The sequence below is a fragment of the Mycobacterium sp. NGS68 genome, assembly GCF_059812195.1.
The window spans coordinates 45,730-69,910 of record NZ_JCALCE010000007.1; the positions used below are offsets into that span (position 1 = coordinate 45,730).

At 70.1% G+C, this 24,181-nt stretch carries 9 protein-coding genes and 1 pseudogene; 5 read left to right on the forward strand and 5 right to left on the reverse strand.

Annotated features, from left to right (window positions below; genetic code table 11):
* Nucleotides 1–80: 80 nt before the first annotated feature.
* Both AC5Y5V_RS10225 and lnt read left to right on the forward strand, forming a co-directional pair.
* Complete coding sequence (locus AC5Y5V_RS10225) at nt 81–1,613, forward strand: amidohydrolase (protein ID WP_499934183.1); 1,533 nt, start codon at nt 81–83, stop codon at nt 1,611–1,613.
* Nucleotides 1,606–4,502: pseudogene (gene lnt / locus AC5Y5V_RS10230) on the forward strand (apolipoprotein N-acyltransferase). The gene AC5Y5V_RS10225 and the pseudogene lnt overlap by 8 nt, the downstream one beginning before the upstream one ends.
* Nucleotides 4,503–4,541: 39 nt before the next feature.
* Here the strand turns inward: lnt and rbpA are convergent.
* Nucleotides 4,542–4,877: an RNA polymerase-binding protein RbpA gene (gene rbpA / locus AC5Y5V_RS10235; protein WP_499933688.1), complete on the reverse strand. Its 336-nt coding sequence runs from the start codon at nt 4,875–4,877 to the stop codon at nt 4,542–4,544.
* Nucleotides 4,878–5,054: 177 nt separating this feature from the next.
* Between rbpA and AC5Y5V_RS10240 the strand changes: the two genes are divergently transcribed.
* The 3 genes from AC5Y5V_RS10240 (at nt 5,055) to AC5Y5V_RS10250 (ending at nt 20,814) form a co-directional block, all read left to right on the forward strand.
* Nucleotides 5,055–5,423 (forward strand): hypothetical protein, encoded by a 369-nt coding sequence (locus AC5Y5V_RS10240; RefSeq protein WP_499933690.1) that lies wholly within the window; start codon nt 5,055–5,057, stop codon nt 5,421–5,423.
* A gap of 294 nt (nt 5,424–5,717) precedes the next feature.
* Complete coding sequence (locus tag AC5Y5V_RS10245; protein ID WP_499933693.1) at nt 5,718–18,203, forward strand: type I polyketide synthase; 12,486 nt, start codon at nt 5,718–5,720, stop codon at nt 18,201–18,203.
* A 10-nt stretch (nt 18,204–18,213) separates the two neighbouring features.
* On the forward strand, nt 18,214–20,814 hold the full coding sequence (locus AC5Y5V_RS10250; RefSeq protein WP_499933695.1) for a sugar epimerase family protein: 2,601 nt from the start codon (nt 18,214–18,216) through the stop codon (nt 20,812–20,814).
* A gap of 1 nt (nt 20,815) precedes the next feature.
* On the opposite strand, the gene AC5Y5V_RS10255 is transcribed toward AC5Y5V_RS10250, so the two are convergent.
* From AC5Y5V_RS10255 to AC5Y5V_RS10270, 4 genes are all read right to left on the reverse strand, one after another.
* A complete protein-coding gene (locus AC5Y5V_RS10255) occupies nt 20,816–22,060 on the reverse strand; it encodes a cytochrome P450 (protein ID WP_499933698.1) in 1,245 nt (414 codons plus the stop codon).
* Nucleotides 22,061–22,120: 60 nt separating this feature from the next.
* Entirely contained in the window at nt 22,121–22,540 is a 420-nt protein-coding gene (locus AC5Y5V_RS10260) for a hypothetical protein (protein WP_499933701.1), read from the reverse strand.
* A 149-nt stretch (nt 22,541–22,689) separates the two neighbouring features.
* The gene (locus AC5Y5V_RS10265) at nt 22,690–23,742 is read right to left on the reverse strand and encodes an NAD(P)H-dependent amine dehydrogenase family protein (RefSeq protein ID WP_499933703.1); all 1,053 of its coding nucleotides are present in this window, start codon (nt 23,740–23,742) and stop codon (nt 22,690–22,692) included.
* Nucleotides 23,739–24,179: a hypothetical protein gene (locus tag AC5Y5V_RS10270; protein WP_499933705.1), complete on the reverse strand. Its 441-nt coding sequence runs from the start codon at nt 24,177–24,179 to the stop codon at nt 23,739–23,741. The genes AC5Y5V_RS10265 and AC5Y5V_RS10270 overlap by 4 nt, the downstream gene beginning before the upstream one ends.
* Nucleotides 24,180–24,181: the final 2 nt, after the last annotated feature.

Below are 24,181 nucleotides of genomic sequence, written 5' to 3' on the forward strand. Positions count from 1 at the left end.
TTTGCCGAGTGACCGATATCCGCACCAGGTTGCTGGTCAACGGGCGCGTGCACAGCCCGAGCCACCCCGACGCCACCGCGATGGCGGTGCGCGACGGCGTGGTGGCGTGGCTGGGCAGCGATGACGTCGGCCGCGCGCAATTCCCGGACGCGGATGTCGAGGACCTCGACGGCGGCTTCGTGGCACCGGCATTCGTCGACAGCCACATTCATCTGAGCGCGACCGGGTTGACGCTGTCCGGGCTGGACCTGCGGGCGGCCACGTCGCGGGCGCACTGCGTCCGGCTGGTCGCCGACTACGCGGCCGCCCACCCGGGTCGGCCGGTGTGGGGACATGGCTGGGACGAGTCGGCGTGGCCGGAGAACACGCCGCCGACGACCGCCGAGCTCGACGCGGTGCTCGGGGGCTGCCCCGCCTACCTGGCCCGCGTCGACGTGCATTCGGCGCTGGCGTCCGGCGGCCTGCGCGGCCGCGTCGCGAACCTGGCCGACGCGGCCGGGTTCAGCCCTCAGCGGCCGTTGACCGGCGACGCGCATCACCTGGCCCGGGCCGTCGCCCGTGACCTGCTTACCGCCGCGCAACTCGCCGACGCCCGTGCCGCCGCGCTGCGCGCCCTGGCCGCGGCGGGCATCGTCGCGGTGCACGAATGCGCCGGCCCCGAGATCGGCGGGCTGGACGATTGGCTGCAGCTGGCCGCCCTCGAGGACGGCGTGGAGGTGATCGGGTATTGGGGTCAGGCGGTTACCACGGCCGCGCAGGCCCGCACGCTGGTCGAGCAGACCGGGGCCCGCGGGCTGGCGGGCGACCTGTTCGTCGACGGGGCGCTCGGCTCGCGCACCGCCTGGCTGCACGAGCCCTACACGGACGCCCCGGACCGTAACGGCGCCTGCTACCTCGAGCCCGATGCCATCGAAGCCCACGTGCGCGCCTGTACCGAGGCGGAAGTGCCCGCCGGGTTCCACGTCATCGGCGACGCCGCGGTCGCGGCGGCGGTCGACGCCTTCGAAAGGGTCGTCGAGGACCTCGGCGTGGTTGCCGTGGCCCGCTGCGGGCATCGTCTCGAGCATCTGGAGATGGTCACCGCGCAGCAGGCGGCGAAGCTGGGCGCGTGGGGCGTCATCGCCAGCGTGCAGCCCAATTTCGACGCCCTGTGGGGCGGCGGCGACGGCATGTACGCGCGTCGTCTCGGCGCCGATCGGAGCCGCGAACTCAACCCGCTCGCGCTGTTAGCATCGCAAGGCGTGCCCCTCGCGATCGGTTCGGACGCTCCGGTGACAGGGATCGACCCCTGGGCGAGCGTCCGCGCGGCGGTCAATCACCGCACGCCGGGCAGCGCGGTGTCGGCGCGGGCGGCGTTCGCCGCGGCGACCCGGGGCGGCTGGCGGGCAAGCGGGGTGCGCGACGGCCTGACCGGATCCCTGGTGCCCGGCGCGCCGGCTTCCTACGCCGTGTGGGACGCGGGGGAGTTGGACGTCACGGCGCCGCGGGACGCCGTCGCGCGGTGGTCCACCGATCCGCGTTCCCGGGTGCCCGCGCTGCCGCGGCTGGGCCCGGCGGACGCGTCGCCGCAGTGCCGCCAAACCGTGCATCGAGGCGCGGTGATCCATGGCTAGGGCATGGCTCGGCAAGTTCGGCCGGCCGGAGCGGCCGGATGACGAGCTGGACGACGAGCCGGTCACCACCCCGGAAGTCGCTGCGACCGGCGACGACCCCGACACCGAGATCATCGAGGCCGCCGCCGACCCGGACACCCCGCAGGACGACCCCGAGGCCCAAGACGAGCACCCGCTGCCCAGCCTGGCCGAGCTGCTGACCGCGGCCAGCCCGACGCTGTCCGACCGGCTGGCCGCGGCTTCGCGCCGCAGCCTCGACGAGCGGCTCACCCCGCGCCCGCCCGTGCTGGATCGGCTGCGCGCTGCGGTGGTCGCGCGGTGGCCGGCCGTGCGGGCGGCGCTGGCGCCGCGCTGGGTGCGCCTCGCGGTGACCGTGCTGGCCGGCGTGCTGCTCTACACGAGCTTCCCGACGACGAACTGGTGGTGGGCCGCCGTCGTCGCCTTCGCGCTGCTGGCCTGGGTGTTAACCCGGCCCGCCACCACAGCGGTGGGTGGCGCGGGCTACGGATTCCTCTTCGGGCTGGCGTTCTATCTGCCGCTGCTGCCGTGGGTGGGTCTTTTCGTGGGCGCCGTCCCCTGGCTGGTGCTGGCGGCGGTGCAGGCGCTGTATGTCGGCCTGTTCGGCCTGTTCGCCGTCGTGGTGCGGCGACTGCCCGGCTGGCCGTTGTGGTTTGCGCTGGTGTGGGCGGCGGCCGAGTGGTTCAAGTCGAGCGCCCCGTTCGGTGGCTTTCCCTGGGGCGCGGTGGCCTTCGGCCAGGCCGCCGGTCCGCTGTTGCCGTTGGTGCAGCTCGGCGGGGTCGCGCTGCTGTCGACGGCGGTCGTGCTGGTCGGCTGCAGTTGCACTGCGATCGCGCTGGAAATAGTGAAGTGGTTCCGGGCCGCCGACAAGGCCGCCGATAACAGCGCGCCGCCGGCCGTGGTGCTGCCGGGGCTCAGCATCTGCCTGGTGCTGCTGGCCGCCGTCGTCGTCTGGCCCGGCGTGCGGCACGCGGGCACGGGATCGGGCGGCGAACCCACGGCCACCGTGGCCGTGGTGCAGGGCAACGTGCCCCGGCTCGGTTTCGACTTCAACGCGCAACGCCGCGCCGTGTTGGACAACCACGTCCAGGAGACGCTGCGGTTGGCCGAGGACGTCCGCCGGGGCGCCGCACCCCGGCCGCAGCTCGTGATCTGGCCGGAAAATGCCTCGGACATCGATCCGCTGGTCAACCCCGACGCCGGCCAGCAGATCTCGCAGGCCGCCGACGCGATCGGCGCGCCGATCCTGGTGGGCACCATCCTCGACGTTCCGGGCGGCGCACCGAATGCGCCCGAATACACCAACACGGTGATCGTCTGGAATCCGGTCACCGGACCCGGCGATCGTCATGACAAGGAGATCGTGCAGCCCTTCGGCGAGTACCTGCCGATGCCGTGGCTCTTCAAGCACCTGTCCAGCTACGCCGGCCGCGCCGGCCACATCGTGCCCCGCCAGAACACCGACGTCGTGCAGATCGGCAACGTGCCGCTGGGGGTCGCCACCTGCTGGGAAGTGATCTTCGACCGGGAGCCGCGCAAGGCGGTGCTCAACGGCGCGCAACTGCTCGCCGTACCCAGTAACAACGCCACCTTCAACCAGGAGATGAGCGAGCAGCAGCTGGCCGTCGCGAAGGTTCGGGCCGTCGAGCACGACCGCTACGTCGTCGTCGCCGGCACCACCGGCATCAGCGCGGTGATCGCGCCAGACGGCGGCGAGCTGGTCCGCACGGGCTTCTTCGAACCCGGCTACCTGGACAATCAGGTGCGGCTGAAGACGCGGCTCACCCCGGCCACCCAGTGGGGTCAGATTCTGCAGATGCTGCTGGTCGGAGCCGCTGGAGCGGTCATTCTCGTCGGGATGCGGCAGAATGGGTGGTTCACGCGCCGTCATCTCAGGTTCCGGCGCCCCGGCGAACCTGACGCGTCGTCCGATCCGCCAGACGAGCCCGACGCTTCAGACGATCCGGACATTCCGGAAACGCCGCCCGAACAGGGCGGTGACTACACTCCCCACCTGAAGGACGGGCACAGCGGCGCCGGCCACCACAGGAGCGGCCGACCGCCGCGTTATTTCCCGCGACACAAAGGAGCCACATGACCACCGGCCAGCCGGGCGATCGTCCCAGCCAGCGCGTCCTGGTGATCATCCCCACCTTCAACGAGCGGGAGAACCTGCCGCTGATCCACCGGCGGCTCAGGGACGCCTGCCCCGACGTGCACCTGCTCGTCGTGGACGACAACAGCCCCGACGGCACCGGGAAGCTCGCCGACGAGCTGGCCGAGGCCGAACCCGGCCGCACCCACGTGCTGCACCGGACCGTCAAGAACGGGCTCGGCGCGGCCTACCTCGAAGGTTTTGCGTGGGGCATGAGCCGCGAATACTCGGTGCTCGTCGAGATGGATGCCGACGGCAGCCACGCGCCCGAACAGCTGCATCGGCTGCTGGACGCGGTCGACGCCGGAGCCGACCTGGCCATCGGTTCGCGCTACGTCGACGGCGGGACGGTACGGAACTGGCCGTGGCGGCGGCTGGCCCTGTCGAAGACCGCCAACACCTATTCGCGGATGGCGCTCGGCGTCGGCGTGCACGACATCACCGCCGGCTACCGCGCTTATCGTCGCGAGGTGCTCGAGGCCATCGACCTGGACACCGTCGATTCCAAGGGCTACTGCTTCCAGATCGAGATGACCTGGCGCACGGTCAACAACGGATTCCTGATCGTGGAGGTGCCGATCACCTTCACCGAGCGCGAACTCGGCGTTTCGAAGATGAGCGGGTCGAACATCCGCGAGGCGCTGGTCAAGGTCACCCGCTGGGGCGTCGAGGGCCGGCTCAGCCGCGCCCGCGCGGCACGCGCCCAGACCCGGTAGGACCCGCTAGTACCGAGCCCGTCACACTCGCCGAGCCGATCAGCCGCGGCGGCGAGACCGGATCAGTTCGAGGCGCTCCTTGAGCAGCTCCTCGAGCTCCTCGACCGAGCGGCGCTCTAGCAGCATGTCCCAGTGCGTGCGCGGCGGCTTGACCTTTTTCGGCTCCGGCAGGTCACCCTCGATCAGGGTGCCCTCCATGCCGTTGCGGCACTGCCAGGTGCCGGGGATGTCGGCGTCGTCGGCGAACGGCACCTCGAACTCTTCGCCGTTGTCGGTGCGATACCGCGCGATCTGGCGGGGCGCCAGGTCGTGGTTACGGTCGGTCTCATAGCTCACGGCTCCGAGGCGGCTGCCCCTCAGGACACGATCTGCCATCGCATTTACTCCTTTTTGTCCTGTGAACCCCTGGGCTCGTGACGAGCTCTCGAACGATTCTCTCGTTTGTCAACGTGGCGACGGCCTGCGCGGTTCCCTGGTACACGGGCGACGCGAGCATCCGCGAGTGTCAATGATACCGGGATCTCGGGATCGACCGGACTAAAGTCTGCACGCGTGACCCTTGCCAAGCGGCGTGCCCGGCCTCAACCGTGCCGCTGGTGCGGCCGCGACGTAACCGACGTCGGGATGGGCCGTCGCCGCCAGTACTGCCGCCAATCCTGCCGCCAGCGCGCCTACGAGCAGCGGGCCCTGATCACCCGGGGCGCGGCCGGAGCGGCGCTGGCCCTTCCCGCCGACGCGGTAGTGCTCTCGGCCGACGACGCCGCAGACCTCTCGGACCGCGTCTACCAGGTGCGATGTGCCGCCGAGGACGTGGCCACCGCGCTCGACGAGGGAGCTGGGGCGAGCGAACTGCGCGAATTGTGCGCGGCGCTGGTGCAAGCCGCCAGGGCCGCCGACGGGTGGCGCCGGGTCGGCGTCTGAACCGCGCTTTGCGGCGTCGTCGACGCCATGCCGGGTACAGTCGCGCCATGGAAGCCGGGTCCGGTGCAGGGCGGCGGGTGAGCCGCATCGGTTCGTCGCGTGGCAGCTGGGAGTATCGGACGTTTTGAAATCCCGCCGGAGTTGGCCATACTCACCAGCGAGATTCCTTGGGTCGGCGAGCAGCACGACGGTGTCTTTCGGGTCATTCGTGCCGCTGCTTTTCGTGACTCGCATCCGGCGGTCAGAGGCGATTCTTTAGTGAGGGTTGGGCGAGGTTGGTAGGCGAGGGTAGTGATGGGTGATCAGCTTCAGCACGCGACCGAGGCGCTGCGCAAGGCGCTGGTCCAGGTCGAGCGCCTGAAGCGGACCAACCGTGCCCTGCTGGAACGCTCCAGCGAGCCGATCGCCATCGTCGGGATGTCGTGCCGCTTCCCGGGCGGGGTCGACAGCCCGGAGAGCCTGTGGCAGATGGTGGCCGACGGCCGCGACGTGATGACCGAGTTTCCCACCGACCGCGGCTGGGACGTGGCCGGGTTGTTCGACCCTGACCCCGACGCACGCCACAAGACCTACGCCCGCACCGGCGGCTTCGTCGACGGGGTTGCGGATTTCGATGCTGCGTTTTTCGGTATCGCGCCCAGTGAGGCGCTGGCGATGGACCCCCAGCACCGGATGCTGCTGGAGTTGTCGTGGGAGGCGTTGGAGCGGGCCGGCATTGATCCCGGCGGGTTGCGCGGCAGCGCCACCGGGGTGTTCGCCGGCCTCATCGTCCAGGGCTACGGCATGTTGGCCGAAGAGATCGAGGGCTACCGCCTCACCGGCATGACATCCAGCGTCGCGTCCGGCCGAGTGTCGTACGTCCTGGGTCTGGAGGGCCCGGCGGTGTCGGTGGATACGGCGTGTTCGTCGTCGTTGGTGGCGTTGCATATGGCGGTGCAGTCGCTGCGTTCCGGGGAGTGTGATCTGGCCCTGGCCGGCGGCGCGACCGTGAACGCCACCCCGACGGTGTTTGTGGAGTTCAGCCGCCACCGCGGGCTGTCGCCGGACGGTCGCTGCAAGGCGTACGCCGGCGCGGCCGACGGCGTGGGCTGGTCCGAGGGCGGGGCGATGCTCATCGTCGAGCGGTTGTCGGATGCGCGGCGGTTGGGGCATCCGGTGTTGGCGGTGGTGCGGGGTTCGGCGGTGAATCAGGATGGTGCGTCGAATGGGTTGACTGCGCCGAATGGGCCGTCGCAGCAGCGGGTGGTGCGGGCGGCGTTGGCCAATGCGGGGTTGAGTGCGGCTGAGGTCGATGTGGTGGAGGGTCATGGGACCGGTACCACGTTGGGTGATCCGATTGAGGCGCAGGCGTTGTTGGCGACGTATGGTGCCGAGCGCGGCAGGGCCGACGAGCCCGGAAAGCCGCTGTGGTTGGGGTCGATTAAGTCGAATATGGGTCATACGCAGGCTGCTGCTGGGGTGGCGGGTGTGATCAAGATGGTGCAGGCGATGCGCCATGGGGTGTTGCCGGCGACGTTGCATGTGGATGTGCCTTCTCCGCATGTGGATTGGTCGGTGGGGTCGGTGTCGTTGTTGACCGAGTCGCAGCCTTGGCCGGCCGGTGCGCCGCGTCGGGCGGGGGTGTCGTCGTTCGGGATCAGTGGCACGAATGCGCACGTGATCGTGGAGTCCGTGCCCGCCGCGCCACCGCGCGAGGCCGGGCCGCTGCGCCCTGCCGTGCCGTGGGTGATCTCGGCGAAGTCGCCGACGGCGTTGGCGGCGCAGGCTTCTCGGCTGGCGGCGCACGTGCGCGCCGACGAGGCGCTCGATGTCGCCGACGTCGGGTGGTCGCTGGCGGGGCGTTCGGTGTTCGAGCATCGGGCGGTGGTCGTCGGCGCCAACCGCGAGCGGTTGCTGGCGGGGTTGGATGCGCTGGCCGCAGACGAACTCGGCGCCCTCGACACGGAGGTGGTGCGCGGCGACGCGAAGCCCGCCGGCAAGACGGTGTTCGTCTTCCCCGGCCAGGGGTCGCAGTGGCCGGGCATGGCCGTCGAATTGCTCGACACCGCACCGGTATTCGCGACGCAGATCGACGCCTGCGTCGCCGCCTTCGCCGAATACGTGGACTGGTCGCTGGTCGACGTGCTGCGCGGCGTTCCCGGCGCGCCCGGCCTGGACCGCGTGGACGTGGTTCAGCCGGTGCTGTTCGCGGTGATGGTTTCACTGGCCGAGCTGTGGAAGTCGGTCGGCGTGCGCCCGGACGCGGTGATCGGGCATTCGCAGGGCGAAATCGCCGCCGCCTACGTGGCCGGTGCGCTGTCCCTGCGGGACGCCGCCCGAGTGGTGACGTTGCGCAGCAAGCTGTTACGGGACCTGGCGAACCCCGGCGGCATGGTGTCCATCGCCTGCGGCGCCGAGCGGGTACGGGAGTTGTTGGCTCCCTTCGCCGATCGGATCAGCATCGCCGCCGTCAACGGGCGCTCCGCGGTGGTGGTCTCCGGTGAGGTGGCCGCGCTGGAGCAGCTGATCGAGGTCTGCACCGAGCAGGACCTGCGGACCCGGCGCATCGACGTGGACTACGCATCGCATTCGCGTGAGGTGGAAGCGATTAGCGGTGAGCTTGCCGACGCCCTTGCCGGCATCGAGCCGCGGTCCTCGCGCGTCGCGTTCTTCTCGACGGTCACCGGGAACCGTTTGGACACCGCGGATTTGGATGCCGACTACTGGTACCGCAACATTCGTCAGACCGTGCAGTTCGACCAGGCCGTGCGCAGCGCCTGCGAACACGGCTATCGCACCTTCGTCGAATCCAGCCCGCATCCGGCGCTGATCGCCGGCATCGAGGACACCGGCAACGACTGCCTCCACGACAGGGACGGCGCGGGTGAGGTCACCGTCGTGCCGACCCTGGGCCGCGAAGACGGCGGGTTCGAGCGGTTCCTGACGTCCGCCGCCGCCGCCTTCGTGGCCGGGGTGAACGTGGATTGGCGTGGCGTGCTGGACGGGGCGGGCTTCGTCGAACTGCCCACGTATGCCTTTGACAAACGCCGGTTCTGGCTTTCCGGCGAAGGCATCGCGGCCGATGCGTCCGGCCTCGGCCTGGGCGCCGGCGAGCATCCGCTGCTGGGTGCCGTCGTGGACCTGCCCGCCTCGGGTGGCGTCGTACTGACCGGCCGGCTGTCGGCCGGCGCGCAGGGGTGGCTGGCCGATCACGCGGTCTCGGGCCAGGTCGTGTTTCCCGGCACGGGCTTCGTGGAGTTGGCGATTCGCGCCGGAGACGAAGTCGGCTGCTCGGTGGTCGACGAACTGACGCTGCGGACGCCGTTGCTGCTGACGCCGGCGGGATCGGTTGCGGTGCAAGCGGTGGTGAGCGCCGCCGACGAGTCTGGCCAGCGTGGCGTCTCGATCTACTCGCGCGCCGAACCCGACGCGGCATGGGTCTGCCACGCCGAGGGGACGCTGGGTTCCGCGTCGGTAGAGCCCACCGTCGACCTGTCGGCATGGCCGCCCGCGGGCGCCGTCGCGGTCGACGTGACCGACGGCTACGAACGGCTGGCGGCCCACGGCTACGGCTACGGCCCCGCCTTCCGGGGCCTGACGTCGATGTGGGCGCGCGGCGACGAAATATTCGCCGAGGTAACGCTTCCGGACGCGGCCGGGGGTGTCGGCGGCTTCGGGATGCACCCGGCGTTGCTGGACGCGACGCTGCATGCCGCGGTGATCGCCAACCGGGATGCCGAACTGGTGCTGCCGTTCTCCTGGCAGGGCGTGTCGTTGCACGCCGCGGGCGCGTCGGCGGTGCGGGCACGGATCGCGCCGTCAGGCGCCAATGGCGTCTCCATCGAACTCGCCGACGGACTGGGATTGCCGGTCCTGTCGGTGGCGTCGATGGTGGCCCGGCCGGTGAGCGAGCAGCAGTTGCGGGCCGCGCTGTCCGGCGCGGGACCCGACCGGCTGTTCGAGGTGCAGTGGTTGCCGACGTCCGCGGCGAGCGGCGTCACGCCAGCCTGCGAGATTTTCGAATCGATTGCCGCCGAACAGGATCCGGTGGTTGCGACCTACGAGCGCACGCACCGGGCGTTGGCCGCCATCCAGTCGTGGCTGACCGAGCGGGACTCCGGCGTGCTGCTGGTGGCGACGCGGGGCGCCGCGGGATTGGCGGGGCAGGACATCACCGACGTCGCGGGTGCCGCGGTGTGGGGACTGGTGCGCTCGGCGCAGGCCGAGCACCCGGGCCGTTTCGTTTTGCTGGATTCCGACGTGCCCCTGGATGATTCCTCGGTGGCCGCGGCGCTGGCGGTCGGCGAGCCCCAGGTGCTGCTGCGGGGGGGACAGGCGTACACCGCGCGGGTGCGGGGCAGTCGCGCGGTCGACGGGATCCTCGTTCCGCCGGCCGACGGCCCGTGGCGGCTGGGCATCAGCAGCGCGGGCACCTTCGAGAACCTGCAGTTGCAACCGGTTCCCAACGCGGATGCGCCGTTGCAGCCCGGCCAGGTTCGGGTGGCGCTGCGCGCCGTCGCCGCGAACTTCCGCGACATCATGATCACGCTGGGCATGTTCACCCACGACGGCCTGCTCGGCGGCGAAGGTGCCGGCGTCGTCGTCGAAGTCGGGCCCGGCGTCACCGAATTCGCCGTCGGCGACTCGGTGTACGGATTCTTCCCCGACGGCCACGGCACCCTCGTCGCCGGCGACGTCCGCATCCTGCAACCGATGCCGGCCGACTGGTCCTACCCGGAAGCCGCCGCCATCTCAGCCGTATTCACCACCGCCTACATGGCGTTCGTGCACTTGGCCGAGGCCAGGCCCGGGCAGCGGGTCCTGGTGCACGCCGCCGCCGGAGGCGTGGGCATGGCCGCCGTGCAATTGGCCCGGCACCTGGGTCTGGAGGTGTTCGCCACCGCCAGCCGCGGCAAGTGGGACACGTTGCGGGCCATGGGCTTCGACGAGGACCACATCTCCGACTCGCGCAGCCTCGAGTTCGAGGAGAAGTTCCGTTCCGTCGGCGGCATGGATATCGTGCTGGACTCGCTGGCCGGCGAATTCGTCGACGCCTCACTGCGACTGGTCAAACCCGGCGGGATCTTCCTGGAGATGGGCAAGACCGACATCCGCGACCCCGGTGCCGTCGCGGAGGAGTACCCAGGAGTGCGCTACCGCGCATTCGACCTGTTCGAGCCCGGCCGGCCGCGGATGCATCAGTGGATGGTGGACCTCGCGGAGCTGTTCGACGCCGGTGTGCTGCGGCCGTTGCCGGTCACGACGTTCGACATCCGCCGCGCCGAGGCGGCGCTGCGTTACCTGAGCCAGGCGCGCCACGTCGGCAAGGTCGTCATGACGCTGCCTTCCGATAATGTCGGCGCCCTCGGCGGCGGCACCGTGCTGATCACCGGTGGTACCGGCATGGCCGGTTCGGTGCTGGCCCGCCACGTGGTGGCCCGGCACGGGGTCCGGAACCTGGTGTTGGTGAGCCGCCGCGGCCCGGACGCGGCGGGGGCGCGGGACCTGGCGGCCGAGCTGGGTGCGGCCGGCGCGCACGTTCAGCTGGTCGCCTGCGACGCCGCCGACCGGGAAGCGTTGGCCAAGGTGATCGCCGACATTCCGGTGCAGCATCCGCTCTCGGCGGTTGTCCACGCCGCCGGGGTCCTGGACGATGCGGTGGTGACGTCGCTGACGCCCGAGCGGGTCGATGCGGTGCTGCGGGCCAAGGTCGATGCGGCCTGGAACCTGCACGAACTGACAAGCGACCTGAATCTGACTGCGTTCGTGATGTTTTCGTCGATGGCCGGGCTGGTGGGCTCGTCGGGCCAGGGCAACTATGCGGCAGCCAACTCGTTCCTGGACGCGTTGGCCGCCCACCGGCGTGCGCACCGGCTGCCGGCCGTATCGCTGGCCTGGGGGTTGTGGGATCAGGCCAGCGCGATGACCGGGAACCTGGCCGCCGCCGACCGGGCCCGCCTGGGCCGCGACGGCATCCTGGCGCTGTCCTCCGACGAGGCGATGGAGCTGTTCGACACCGCGCTGATCGTCGACGAGCCGTTCCTGGCGCCCGCCCGCATCGATGTGGCCGCACTGCGCGCCCACGCGGTCGCGGTGCCCCCGATGTTCGCCGACCTGGTCAACGCCCCGACCCGGCGCAAGGTCGACGAATCGCTGGCCGCCGCCAAGTCGAAATCCGCCCTGGCGCACCGCCTGCAGGGGCTGAGCGAGACCGAGCAGCACGCCGTCGTATTGGATCTTGTGCGCTCCCACATCGCCACGGTGCTGGGCACCATCGCGCCCGAGGCGATCGACCCCGACAAAGCATTCCAGGAGTTGGGCTTTGACTCGCTGACGGCGGTCGAGATGCGCAACCGGCTCAAAGCCGCGACCGGACTTGCGCTTTCCCCCACGCTCATTTTCGACTACCCCACGCCCAGCGGCCTGGCGTCCTACATCCGCGCCGAACTTGCCGGTGCCCCACAGGAAATCAAGCACGCGCCCGCGGTGCGCGTCACGGGCGACGACTCCATCGCGATCGTCGGCATGTCCTGCCGATACCCGGGCGGCGTCGACAGCCCCGAGAGCCTGTGGCAACTGGTGGCCGACGGCCGCGACGTGCTCTCCGCGTTCCCCAGCGACCGCGGCTGGGACCTGGCCGGGCTGTACAACCCCGACCCCGACGTCGCAGGGTCGTGCTACACCCGCACCGGGGGCTTCGTCGACGGGGTCGCGGACTTCGATGCGGCGTTTTTCGGTATCGCGCCCAGTGAGGCGCTGGCGATGGACCCGCAGCAGCGCATGTTCCTGGAGTTGTCGTGGGAGGCGTTGGAGCGGGCCGGGATTGATCCCGGCGGGTTGCGCGGCAGCGCCACCGGGGTGTTCGCCGGGGTCTACACCCAGGGCTACGGCATCGGCGCGCCGGAAGGCGCGAAGGCCCTGGAAGGCTTCCGGCTGACCGGCCAGTCGACGAGTGTCGCGTCGGGACGGGTGTCCTACGCGCTGGGTCTGGAGGGCCCGGCGGTGTCGGTGGATACGGCGTGTTCGTCGTCGTTGGTGGCGTTGCATATGGCGGTGCAGTCGCTGCGTTCCGGGGAGTGCGATCTGGCCCTGGCCGGCGGCGTGACCGTCAACGCCACACCCGACATCTTCGTGGAATTCAGTCGCATGCGCGGGCTGTCGCCGGACGGTCGCTGCAAGGCCTTCGCCGGCGCTGCCGACGGCACCGGATTCGCCGAGGGCGGCGGCATGCTCGTGGTGGAGCGGCTGTCGGATGCGCGGCGGTTGGGGCATCCGGTGTTGGCGGTGGTGCGGGGTTCGGCGGTGAATCAGGATGGTGCGTCGAATGGGTTGACTGCGCCGAATGGGCCGTCGCAGCAGCGGGTGGTGCGGGCGGCGTTGGCCAATGCGGGGTTGAGTGCGGCTGAGGTCGATGTGGTGGAGGGTCATGGGACCGGTACCACGTTGGGTGATCCGATTGAGGCGCAGGCGTTGTTGGCGACGTATGGTGCCGAGCGCGGCAGGGCCGACGAGCCCGGAAAGCCGCTGTGGTTGGGGTCGATTAAGTCGAATATGGGTCATACGCAGGCTGCTGCTGGGGTGGCGGGTGTGATCAAGATGGTGCAGGCGATGCGCCATGGGGTGTTGCCGGCGACGTTGCATGTGGATGTGCCTTCTCCGCATGTGGATTGGTCGGTGGGGTCGGTGTCGTTGTTGACCGAGCCGCAGCCTTGGCCGGCCGGTGCGCCGCGTCGGGCGGGGGTGTCGTCGTTCGGGATCAGTGGCACAAATGCGCACGTGATCATCGAGTCCGCGCCCGAGGAGGCGGCTCGGGTCGAACGCGGGAACCCGCCGGTGGTGGTGCCGTGGGTGGTCTCGGCGAAGTCGCCGACGGCGTTGGCGGCGCAGGCTTCTCGGCTGGCCGCCCACCTGCGCGGCCATGACGAAGCGGATACGGCCGACGTCGCATACACGCTGGCGGGCCGGACGGCCTTCTCGCACCGCGCCGTGGTGGTCGGCACGGACCGGGAGCACCTGCTGGCCGGCCTGGATGAGCTGGCCGCAGACGAGCTGGCCGGCAGCGTCATTCGGGGCACGGCCCAGCCCGGTGGCAAGACGGTGTTCGTCTTCCCCGGCCAGGGCGCCCAACTGCTCGGCATGGGACGGGAATTGCACGCGGCCTACCCGGCATTCGCTGCGGCCTTCGACACCGCCGTCGCCGAACTGGACCGCCACCTGCTGCGCCCGCTGCGCGACGTGATGTGGGGTGGCGACGAGAACCTGCTGAATACCACCGAATTCGCACAACCGGCGCTGTTCGCGGTGGAGGTCGCCCTGTTCCGGTTGCTGGAATCCTGGGGTGTGCGACCCGACTTCGTGATGGGCCACTCGATCGGTGAGTTGTCCGCGGCCCACGTCGCGGATGTCCTCTCGCTGGAGAACGCCGCAATCCTGGTGGTCGCCCGCGGCCGTTTCATGCAGGCGTTGCCCCCGGGCGGGGCGATGATCGCCGTGCAGGCCACCGAAGCAGAGGTGACGCCGCTGCTCGGCAACGAGGTCGGCATCGCGGCCGTCAACGGCCCGGCGTCGGTGGTGATTTCGGGCGCCGAGGACGCCGTCGTCGCCGCGGCCACCAAGCTGCGGGCGGACGGCCACCGAGTCCACCGCCTGGCGGTCTCGCACGCCTTCCATTCCCCGCTGATGGATCCGATGATCGACGAATTCGGAACCGTCGCGGCCAGCTTCGTTGCCGGTCAGCCGACCATCCCGATCGTGTCGAACGTGACGGGACAGCTGGCGGGCGACGACTTCGCGTCCGCGGCGTACTGGAAACGGCATGTGCGCGAAGCGGTCCGGTTCGCCGACAGCGTCCGCTTCGTGCACGCGGCCGGCGGTTGCCGCTTCCTCGAGGTCGGGCCCGGCAGCGGCCTGATGGCGGCTATCGAGGAATCGCTGCCCGACTCGCCGGTGATCACGATGTCGTCGCTGCGCAAGGACCGCCCGGAACCGGTCACCCTGACGACCGCCGTCGCCCAGGGCTACGTCGGCGGCATGGACGTCGACTGGCGCGGCGCGATCGGCGCCGCCGACCTGGTGCCGTTGCCGACGTATGCCTTTGAACGGCGGCGGTTCTGGCTCTCCGCGGCGGGCGGCGTCGCCGATGCGGCCGGGCTGGGCTTGCGGGCCGGCGAGCACCCGCTGCTGGGCGCGGTGGTGGAACTACCGGCCTCGGGCGGCATGCTGCTGACCGGTCGGCTGTCGCCGAGCGCGCAGGGCTGGCTGGCCGACCACGCCGTCGGCGGGGTCGTGCTGTTCCCGGGCGCCGGATTCGTGGACCTGGTGATCCGCGCCGGCGACGAGGTGGGCTGCGGCGTCGTCGACGAACTGAATCTGGCTGCCCCGCTGGTACTCCCGGCCACCGGGTCGGTGGCGATCCAGGTCGTGGTCGGCGGCCCGGATGACACCGGGGCCCGACCGGTGTCGGTGTTCTCGCGCGCCGAAAGCGGTTCCGGCTGGCTGTTGCACGCCGAGGGCGCCCTGAGCGCGGGCTCGGCGGCGCCCGTTTCGGACCTGTCGGTGTGGCCGCCCGTCGGCGCGGTCGCGGTGGACGTCGCCGACGGGTACGAACGGCTGGCCGAACGCGGCTACGGCTATGGGCCCGCCTTCCGTGGCCTGACCGCGATGTGGCGTCGCGGCGACGAAGTGTTCGCTGAGGTGGCTCTGCCCGCGGACGCCGGGGTGGCGGTGGCAGGGTTCGGCGTCCACCCGGTGATGCTGGACGCGGCGCTGCACGCGGTGCTGCTGGCCGCGCAAGGCCCGGAAGACGGCTTGCAGGGCTCGGTGTTGGTGCCGTTCTCCTGGCAGGGCGTGTCGTTGCATGCCGCAGGGGCGTCGGCGCTGCGGGCGCGGATCGTGCGGACGACGCCGTCGGCGGTATCGATCGAGCTGGCCGACGGGTTGGGGTTGCCGGTCTTGTCGGTGGCGTCGATGGTGGCCCGCCCGGTGACCGACCAGCAGCTGAAGGCGGCGCTGGCGGGTTCCGCGGGGGATCGGCTCTTCGAGGTGGACTGGACACCCGCGGTGGTGCCGGCCGAGGCACCCGAGGTCCCGTCTTACCAGCTGTTCGAATCGGCCGCGGTCACCGGAGATCCGGTGGCCGGCGTCCGCTCGGCGACACGCGACGCGCTGGCCGCGGTGCAGTCCTGGTTGTCCGAGCAGCATGCGGGCACGCTGGTGGTGCTCACCCGCGGCGCGATCGCGTTGCCGGGCGAGGACGTCACCGACCTCGCGGGCGCGGCGGTGTGGGGATTGGTGCGGTCGGCGCAGACCGAACACCCCGGACGCATCGTGTTGGTGGATTCGGATGCGCCGCTGGATGATACGGCGATCGCCGCCGCGTTGGCGGCGGGCGACCCGCAGGTCGTGCTGCGGGGCGGGCAGCCGCACATCGCGCGTGTGCACGGCAGCCGCGCGGTGGACGGCCTGCTGTCGCTGCCCACCGACGGCGCGTGGCGGCTGGGGATGTCCAGCCCGGGCACGTTCGAAAACCTGCGGGCCGAACCGGTGCCCGACGCGGACGCTCCGCTCGCGCCGCGGCACGTGCGCATCGCGACCCGTACGATGGCCGCCAACTTCCGCGACGTGATGATCGCGCTGGGTCTCTACCCGGACCCGGATGCGGCGATGGGGGTAGAGGCGGCCGGCGTGGTCATCGAGACCGGAACAGCGGCAAGCCGTTTCGCGGTTGGAGACCGAGTCGCCGGCCTGTTCCCCGACGGGACCGGCACCATCGCAACCACCGACGAGCGGCTGCTGCTCAAGGTTCCCGCCGACTGGTCGGACGCGGCGGCGGCCACCGCCCCGGTCGGCTTCGCCACCGCCTACTACGCGCTGACCACCCTGGCCGAGGCGCGGCCCGGGCAGCGGATCCTCGTGCACGCCGCGACAGGCGGCGTGGGCAGCGCCGCGGTCCAGCTGGCCCGGCAGTGGGGCCTCGAGGTGTTCGCCACCGCCAGCCGCGGGAAGTGGGACACGTTGCGGGGCATGGGCTTCGACGAAGACCACATCGCGGATTCACGCAGCCTGGACTTCGAGGAGAAGTTTCGCGCGGTCACCGGCGGTGCCGGCATGGACATCGTGCTGGATTCGCTCGCCGGTGAATTCGTCGACGCCTCACTGCGATTGGTCGCACCCGGCGGCGTCTTCCTGGAGATGGGCAAGACCGATGTCCGCGACGCCGGCGAGGTCGCCCACCAGCACCCGGGTGTGCGCTATCGCGCCTTCGACCTCTTCGAGGCGGGCCCGGATCACATCCAGCGGATGCTCACCGACCTGGCCGACATGTTCGACGCCGCAATCCTGCGGCCGTTGCCGGTGACCCGGTTCGACATCCGCCGGGCCGCCGCGGCGTTGCGGTACCTGAGCCAGGCGCGTCACGTCGGCAAGGTCGTGATGACGGTACCCGGCGCTCACGGCGGCGCCCTGGGTAGCGGCACCGTCCTGATCACCGGCGGTACCGGCATGGCGGGTTCCGCGCTGGCGCGCCACGTGGTGACTCACCATGGGGTGCGCGACCTGCTGTTGGTCAGCCGACGCGGCCCGGACGCGCCGGGGGCGCAGGAACTTTCGGCCGAGCTGGCCGCGGCCGGCGCCCGCGTGCAGGTGGTGGCGTGCGACGCCGCCGACCGGGAGGCGCTGGCCAAGGTGATCGCCGACATCCCGGTGCAGCATCCGCTGTCGGGCGTCATCCACGCCGCCGGCGCGCTCGACGACGCGGTGGTGACTTCGCTGACCCCCGAGCGGATGGATGTGGCGTTGCGGGCCAAGGTGGACGCGGCCTGGAACCTGCACGAGCTCACCCGCGACCTGGATCTGTCGGCATTCGTGATGTTCTCGTCGATCGCGGGGCTCGCGGGCGCGGCCGGCCAGGCCAACTATGCGGCGGGCAACTCCTTCCTGGACGCGCTGGCCGCCCACCGGCAGGCGCATGGCCTGCCCGCGATCTCGCTCGGGTGGGGCCTGTGGGATCAGGCCAGCGCGATGACCGGCGGCCTGGAGACCGTCGACCTCGCCCGCCTGGCCCGCGACGGGATCGTGGCGATGACCTCGGCCGAGGCCCTCCAATTGATGGACACCGCAATGATTGTCGCGGAGCCGTTCCTGCTGCCCGCCCGCATCGACCTCGTCGCGCTGCGCGCGAAGTTCGACGCAGGCACGTTGCCGCCGATGTTCGTCGACCTGATCAACGCCCCAGCGCGGCGTCAGGTGGACGACTCGCTGGCCGCCGCGAAGTCGAAATCAGCGTTGCTGCAACGCCTGGACGGGCTGCCCGAGGACGAGCAGCACGCGGTCCTGCTCGACCTGGTGCGTTCGCACATCGCCACCGTGCTGGGCAACACCACGCCGGACGCCATCCACCCGGACCGGGCATTCCAGGAGCTGGGTTTCGACTCGCTGACCGCCGTCGAGATGCGCAACCGGCTCAAGGCCGCCACCGGGCTCGCGCTGTCTCCGACACTGATCTTCGACTATCCCAACTCCGCGGCGCTGGCCGGCTACATGCATCACGAGCTGGTCGGCAGCGGCGTGCAGCAGGCTCCGGCGGCGGCTCCCGGGGAGGCCGAGCTCCAGCGCGTGGTGGCGTCCATTCCGGTCAAGCGCCTGCGGCAGGCCGGCGTCCTGGAGTTGCTGCTCGCGCTGGCGAACGAAGCCGACGGCCACGGCGATGCGACGCCGACCGCCGCGCGGACCGGGCAGAAGGACATCGCGGACATGGACCTCGACGATCTGCTCAACGCGGCGTTCATGGACGACGACGAGTAGGCATGGACACGTGAGGATCGCGGTCACGGGCGCGGGCGGGGTTATCGGCCGCGGCCTGGTCGCCCGGCTGCTCAGCCAGGGGCACGACGTCGCCGGCATCGCCCGCCACCGACCCGAAAGTTGGCCGAGCGCGGCCGAGTTCGCCGCCGCGGACATCCGTGACGCGGCGGCGGTTCGGCGCGCGGTCGCCGGCGCGGACGCGGTCGTGCACTGCGCCTGGGCGAACACGTCGGGACCCGACGCCGGCGCCAGTGAGCAGGTCAACCTCGGCGGCACCCGCAACGTGCTCGACGCGATGGCCGAAACCGGGACCGGGCGTGTCGTTTTCACGTCATCGGCGCACGCGGTGAACCCGGCGTCGGTGGAAGGGGGCCACAAGGCCCGCGCCGAAGAGATGTTGGCAGCCTCGGGCGCGCACTGGGTCGCCGTGCGCTCCGCGCTGGTCGTCGGCCGCAGCGTCGACAACTGGGTGCGACGGGTGCTGGCGCTGCCCGTGTTCCCCGACGTCGACGGGTCAGCGGACCGCGCGGTGCAGGTGGTCCACCTCGATGACGTGCTGCGACTGCTGATGCGTGCGACGCTGGATGCCGAAACCGCGAGCGGCCCAGTCAATCTCGCCGCACCGGGTCAAACGACATTGCGGCGGATCGCCGCGACGACCGGCCGTGGGGTGCTGCCCCTCGGCGCGGTCCCGGCCCTGCTCCGGCGCCGCATCGCCGCGGTGGCGGAACTCGAACTGGTCTACGGCGCCCCGGTGCTGGACACCACACGACTGCGCGACGGGTGGAGTTTCCACGCCGCGTGGGACGCCGAGGAATGCGTCGAGGACTTCGCGCAGACCGTGCGCGGCCGCGTCACCGTCGGCCGGCGGACGGTGTCACTGCCGTGGCGCATGACCAACATCGCGGACCTGCCCGCCGTCGACGCACCGGCCGATGACGGGGTGGCGCCCGAATTGGCCGGCCCGGCAGGGACCAACGGCGAATTCGACACGCCGATCGATCCGCGCTTCCCGACGTACCTGGCGACCAACTTGTCGGAGGCGCTGCCCGGGCCGTTCTCGCCGTCGTCGGCGTCGGCGACGGTCCGCGGGCTGCGCGCCGGCGGGGTGGCCATCGCGGAGCGGCTGCGGCCCGGTGGCGTGGTGCAACAGGAGATCGCGAGGCGCACCGTCGCGGTGTTCGCGCACCGGCTGTATGGCGCCATCACCTCGGCGCACTTCATGGCCGAAACCGTGCCCTTCGCCAAGCCCACGACGATCGTGAGCAACAGCGGATTCTTCGGGCCCAGCATGGCATCGCTGCCGATCTTCGGTGAGCAGCGCCCGCTGTCCGAATCCGGTCGCGTCCGCAGGCAGCTGCGCACCGTCCGCAACATCGGCGTCTTCGGCGTCAACCTGGTCGGTCTGAGCGCCGGATCACAAAGTGACACCGACGATTTCGTCGCCGATGTCGACCGCCTGGAGCGCCTGGCCGGCGGCGACATCGCGCAACTCGACGATCGTCGGCTGCTGAGCCTGATCGTGTTGGCGCGTGACCACGTGGTACACGGCTGGGTGCTGGCTTCGGCGTCGTTCATGCTGTGCGCCGCGTTCAACGTGCTGTTGCGCGGCCTGTGCGGCCGGGAGACCGCGACGACGGTCGGCCCCGACCTGGTCAGCGCGCGGTCCGTGGAGGCGGTGCGGCGGTTGGTGGTTGCCGCGCAACGCGATCCCGGTGTGCTGCGGCTGCTGGCCGAACCCGGCGAGCGTCTCGACAAGCTGGCCGTCGAGGTGCCGGAATTTCACGCCGCGGTGCTGGCGGAGCTCGCGCTGATCGGGCACCGCGGGCCGGCGGAAGTGGAGATGCTGTCCACCAGCTACGCCGACGACCCGGAACTACTGATCCGGATGGTGACCAAGGCGCTGGACGCGGCGCCGCCCCCGGAATCGCCGCTGTCGCGAATCCCGTTGCGGGCCAAGCCCGTCGCGCTGCTGGCCGCACGGCAGCTGCGCGACCGCGAGGTGCGCCGCGACAAGATGGTGCGGGCCATCTGGGTGTTGCGCACCCTGCTGCGCGAATACGGCAGGCGGCTGGTGGACGCCGGCGTGGTCGTGACCCCCGACGACGTCTTCTACCTGCTGGTCGACGAATTGGACGCGCTGCCTGCCGACGTCGCGGCGCTGGTGGCGCGCCGGCGCGCCGAACAGCGCCGGCTCGCCGCCGTCGTCCCGCCCACGGTGTTCAGCGGGCATTGGGAACCGTCGACAGCGTCGGCGGAATCGCTGGTCGCGGGCGACGCCCTGCGCGGCGTCGGCGTCTGCGGCGGCCGGGTCCGCGGCCGGGTGCGGATCGTGCGGCCCGAGACCATCGACGACCTGCTGCCCGGCGAGGTACTCGTCGCGGAGGTCACCGACGTCGGCTACACCGCCGCGTTCTGCTACGCCGCCGCCGTGGTGACCGAGCTGGGCGGCCCGATGTCGCACGCCGCCGTGGTGGCCCGCGAGTTCGGCTTCCCCTGCGTGGTCGACGTCTCGGGGGCGACGCGGCTCTTGGCGCCCGGTGCCCTCGTCGAGGTCGACGGCAGCACGGGCGAGATCCACGTGCTGGAACCGGGGATTGAAATCCCCTGACTCACACCCGCCGGCGGCCCTCGTCGAATTCGAGCGGGAGGCGAGTGGGGCCGCTCATGCCGAGAAGCGGCCTCCACGGTGGTGTTTCGATGCACCGAGGGTTGGGCAGGCGGTGGGCCAGAATCTTGAGCGCTTCGGATAGTTCGCGCCTCGCGAGGTTCGCGCCCAGACAGTAGTGGGCTCCGCCGCCGAACGTCAGAATGGGCGGCGGATCGTCACGAGTGATGTCGAAACGCGTTGGGTCGCTGTAGATGGCCGGGTCCCGATTGGCGGCGTAGGTGTTCACGATGATGAACGTGCCGGCAGGGAATGTGTAGTCGCCCACCGTCACATCGTCGGTGACGCTGCGCAGGGTGCTGCACATCGACGGGGAGTGGCGCATGGTTTCCTCGACCGCATTCATTCCGAGTTCGGGGTGGTCGCGAAGCAAAGCCCACTGCTCTGGGTGCTCGCACAAGACTTGCATCGAGGCCGCCAATTGCGTACGCGTGGTGTCGGTTCCGGCCAGCAGAATGCTGAACGCCAGCATCCGGACTTCACCTGCATCGAGTCGATCGCCGCGATCTTCGGCCCGGATGAGTTCGGAGAGTAGGTCGTCCGTGAGGGCTTTGCGCCGATCGGCGATCATTCTGTCGATGTACTCGTCGAAGGCGTCCCAGGCCGCCAGCACCCTCGGCTCTTCCTCGGCGAGATTGCAGTCGAAGCTGACTATCTTGAAGATGTCCTCCGCCCACTTCGAGAACAGCTGCCAATCTCGTCGTGGCGCACCCAGGAGGGCGCAGATGACGGGGATGGGGTAGGGCCGCGCGACCTCCTCGACGAACTCGCAACCTCCCTCGCCGACAACGGAATCGGCGAGTTCATTGATGACGGTGTGGATAGTGTCGTCCATGCGTGCGGTAGCCCGCGGTGTGAATGCCCGCGACACCAGGCTGCGCAACCGCCGATGCTCGGCGCCCTCCATGCAGAGGATGCTGCGCACCACCCGATCCCACAGCTCACCCGACGTCACGCCGTGGGCGGTGAGGTGGATTCCCGGCGGAATCCCGAATCGCGGGTCGCCGAGAACCGTTCGGGCGAGTTCGTAGGAGAGCACCTCCGGCCCGACGGGACCCAGTGCGATCGGCGCCGACCGTTGGGCAGCCCGAAACTGTGGGTAGATCTCCTGAGGTGTGTCCGTGACGTCGTACTCCAGTACCGGTAGATCGGCGTCAAAGACACTGGGCTTCGCCGTGCCGACGGTCATGATGTCTCCCTGGCTGGCTTGTGCGAGAAAGCAATTGGCGTGCGGATTTGCGGGGGCTTCTCAGGGCAGGTTGGTGGACAGGAATGTCAACGGCAAGCCGAACACCGACAAGTCGATTTCATCGAGATAATTGCCCTCACCCTCGAAGCCTTGCCGGAAGCGGGTGGTCGAACCGTAACGCTTGGCTATGTTTTCTGCCTCCGACGCCCCGGGAACCTGCACCACCACCGTGTAAATGCCATCACCGTGACTCGACAGGAATTCGGTTACGGAGGCGGCCACCGTGGCGGTGGAACCCGGGTTCGGGCTGATCAGCTCGATACCCCGATTCCAATCCAGCAGCACCCGGAGCCCGAGTTCGTCCAAATCGATTGGCTCGAGGCCGAACCCGAGTTCGGTGAATAGCTGCCCCACTGCTTCCTGCCGCTCACGTGCCACGGCGAAGACGACATGATGCAACCGCGACGACGAGTCATCCATGGGTGGCCTCCGGGCGTGATCGGGCGAACTCGATGGGAAGACCGTCAGAGTGCCGCAAGTTCCGCCTCGAAGACGGCGGTCGCGTCGGTTGCGGCCGTCGTCTATCCGGGCGCATGGTGACTCGTCTGCGGCATTAGACGGACATCCTCTCAGCTCCGCGCCAGCACTCCACGCGGGAGCAGCAGCGGCAGGTCGGTGTAGGTGGCGATACCGGGCGCGGCGGATACCACGGCCGGTATCGCGGTGATCGCCGGCATGGCGGTGATGGTGAGGCCCAACATGATGTAGTCGTCCAACGTCTCGCCCTGAAAGTCCGGCGGCGGCAGGAAGCTCAACGTCGTCTTGATTGTCGGCCGACCCTGAACCTCGATGGTGTAGCCCATGTCCAGCGGCCAATCCGGTTCCAGCGTCTGCCCCTTGCGCCACCGCCCGCGGATCTCGATGACCTCGCGGCCCTCGGCGATGCCTTTCCAGCGGACGTCCACACCGGCGACGCACCCCTTCGCGATGGTCCAGTCCCCGGGGAGGTGGAGATCCTCGGTGGTCTGGGCGTATTCGACCTCGCAGCGCACGTCGTCGAGTTCGGCGCCGAGCGCGTCGGCGAGAAGAATGACCCCGTCGCGGAAGATGCCGGAACCTCGCTGGGTGATGGCCGGAAGGTCTGCCTGATCGATGGGATAGCCGAAACCCATCGGTATTTCGGTGGCGGGGGAGTTGTAGATGGTGGTGTCAACCGATTCCAGCATGGACACCCTGTCCACTCGATCCGAGAGCCCCGCCGACACGATGGCGAACAGTTGGATGAAACCGGGGTTGATGCCGCTGCCGAAGATGGTGGATCCACCCCGCCGGCAGGCCTCGGCGATGCGATCACGCCCGGCGCCCAGGAAGTGGCCGGTGATGAACCCGGCTGTGCCGACCACGTTGATTCCCGCATCCAGGATCCGGACCAGTTCATCGACGTCGGCGAACATCGGGTTGTAGACCACACAGTCCGGCTTGAGAGCGAGCAGCGCGTCAACGTCGTTGCTGGCCTTCACATTGAGGGCGTTGATCCCACACAGTTCACCGACGTCGAGCCCCACCTTCTCCGGCGACCAGGCATAGCATCCCACGAGTTCGAGCATGGGGTTGGCGGCGATCGCCCGCACCGAGCTCTTGCCGACGTTGCCCGTGGTCCACTGAACGATCCGGTATGTCACGGGTGCGGCGCCGTGTGAGGCTGGCCCGCCTGGCGAGCCAGCCGCTCGTTGTGGATCCGGACCAGTTCGCGGAAGCCGAGCCTGTGGTACTTCGGTATCGGCTGGATGCCCCACACGTCCTGCGCGGTTGCCTTGCCTTCAGCGCCCTCCGGCGGCCCCAACGGCGGGTACGGGTACTTGCACTCCAGGGAGTCGTTGGAGTATCGAATCTTCAGTAGCTCACTGCAGATCTCGGTGAGGCTCAGCGTCGGGTAGCCGTAGTAGACCGCCATGAACGGCAAGGTGAATGCGCCTTCGATGACCAGCGCCACCAGACAGACCAGCACCGCCCGTTTGATCCATTTGTGCATGCGTGCGTAGTACGGCGTGGTGCCCGGCTCGAGATCCGCGGCATCCTGGGCAGGTTCCTTTTCGTCGGTGGGCGACGGTGTAGGCATCG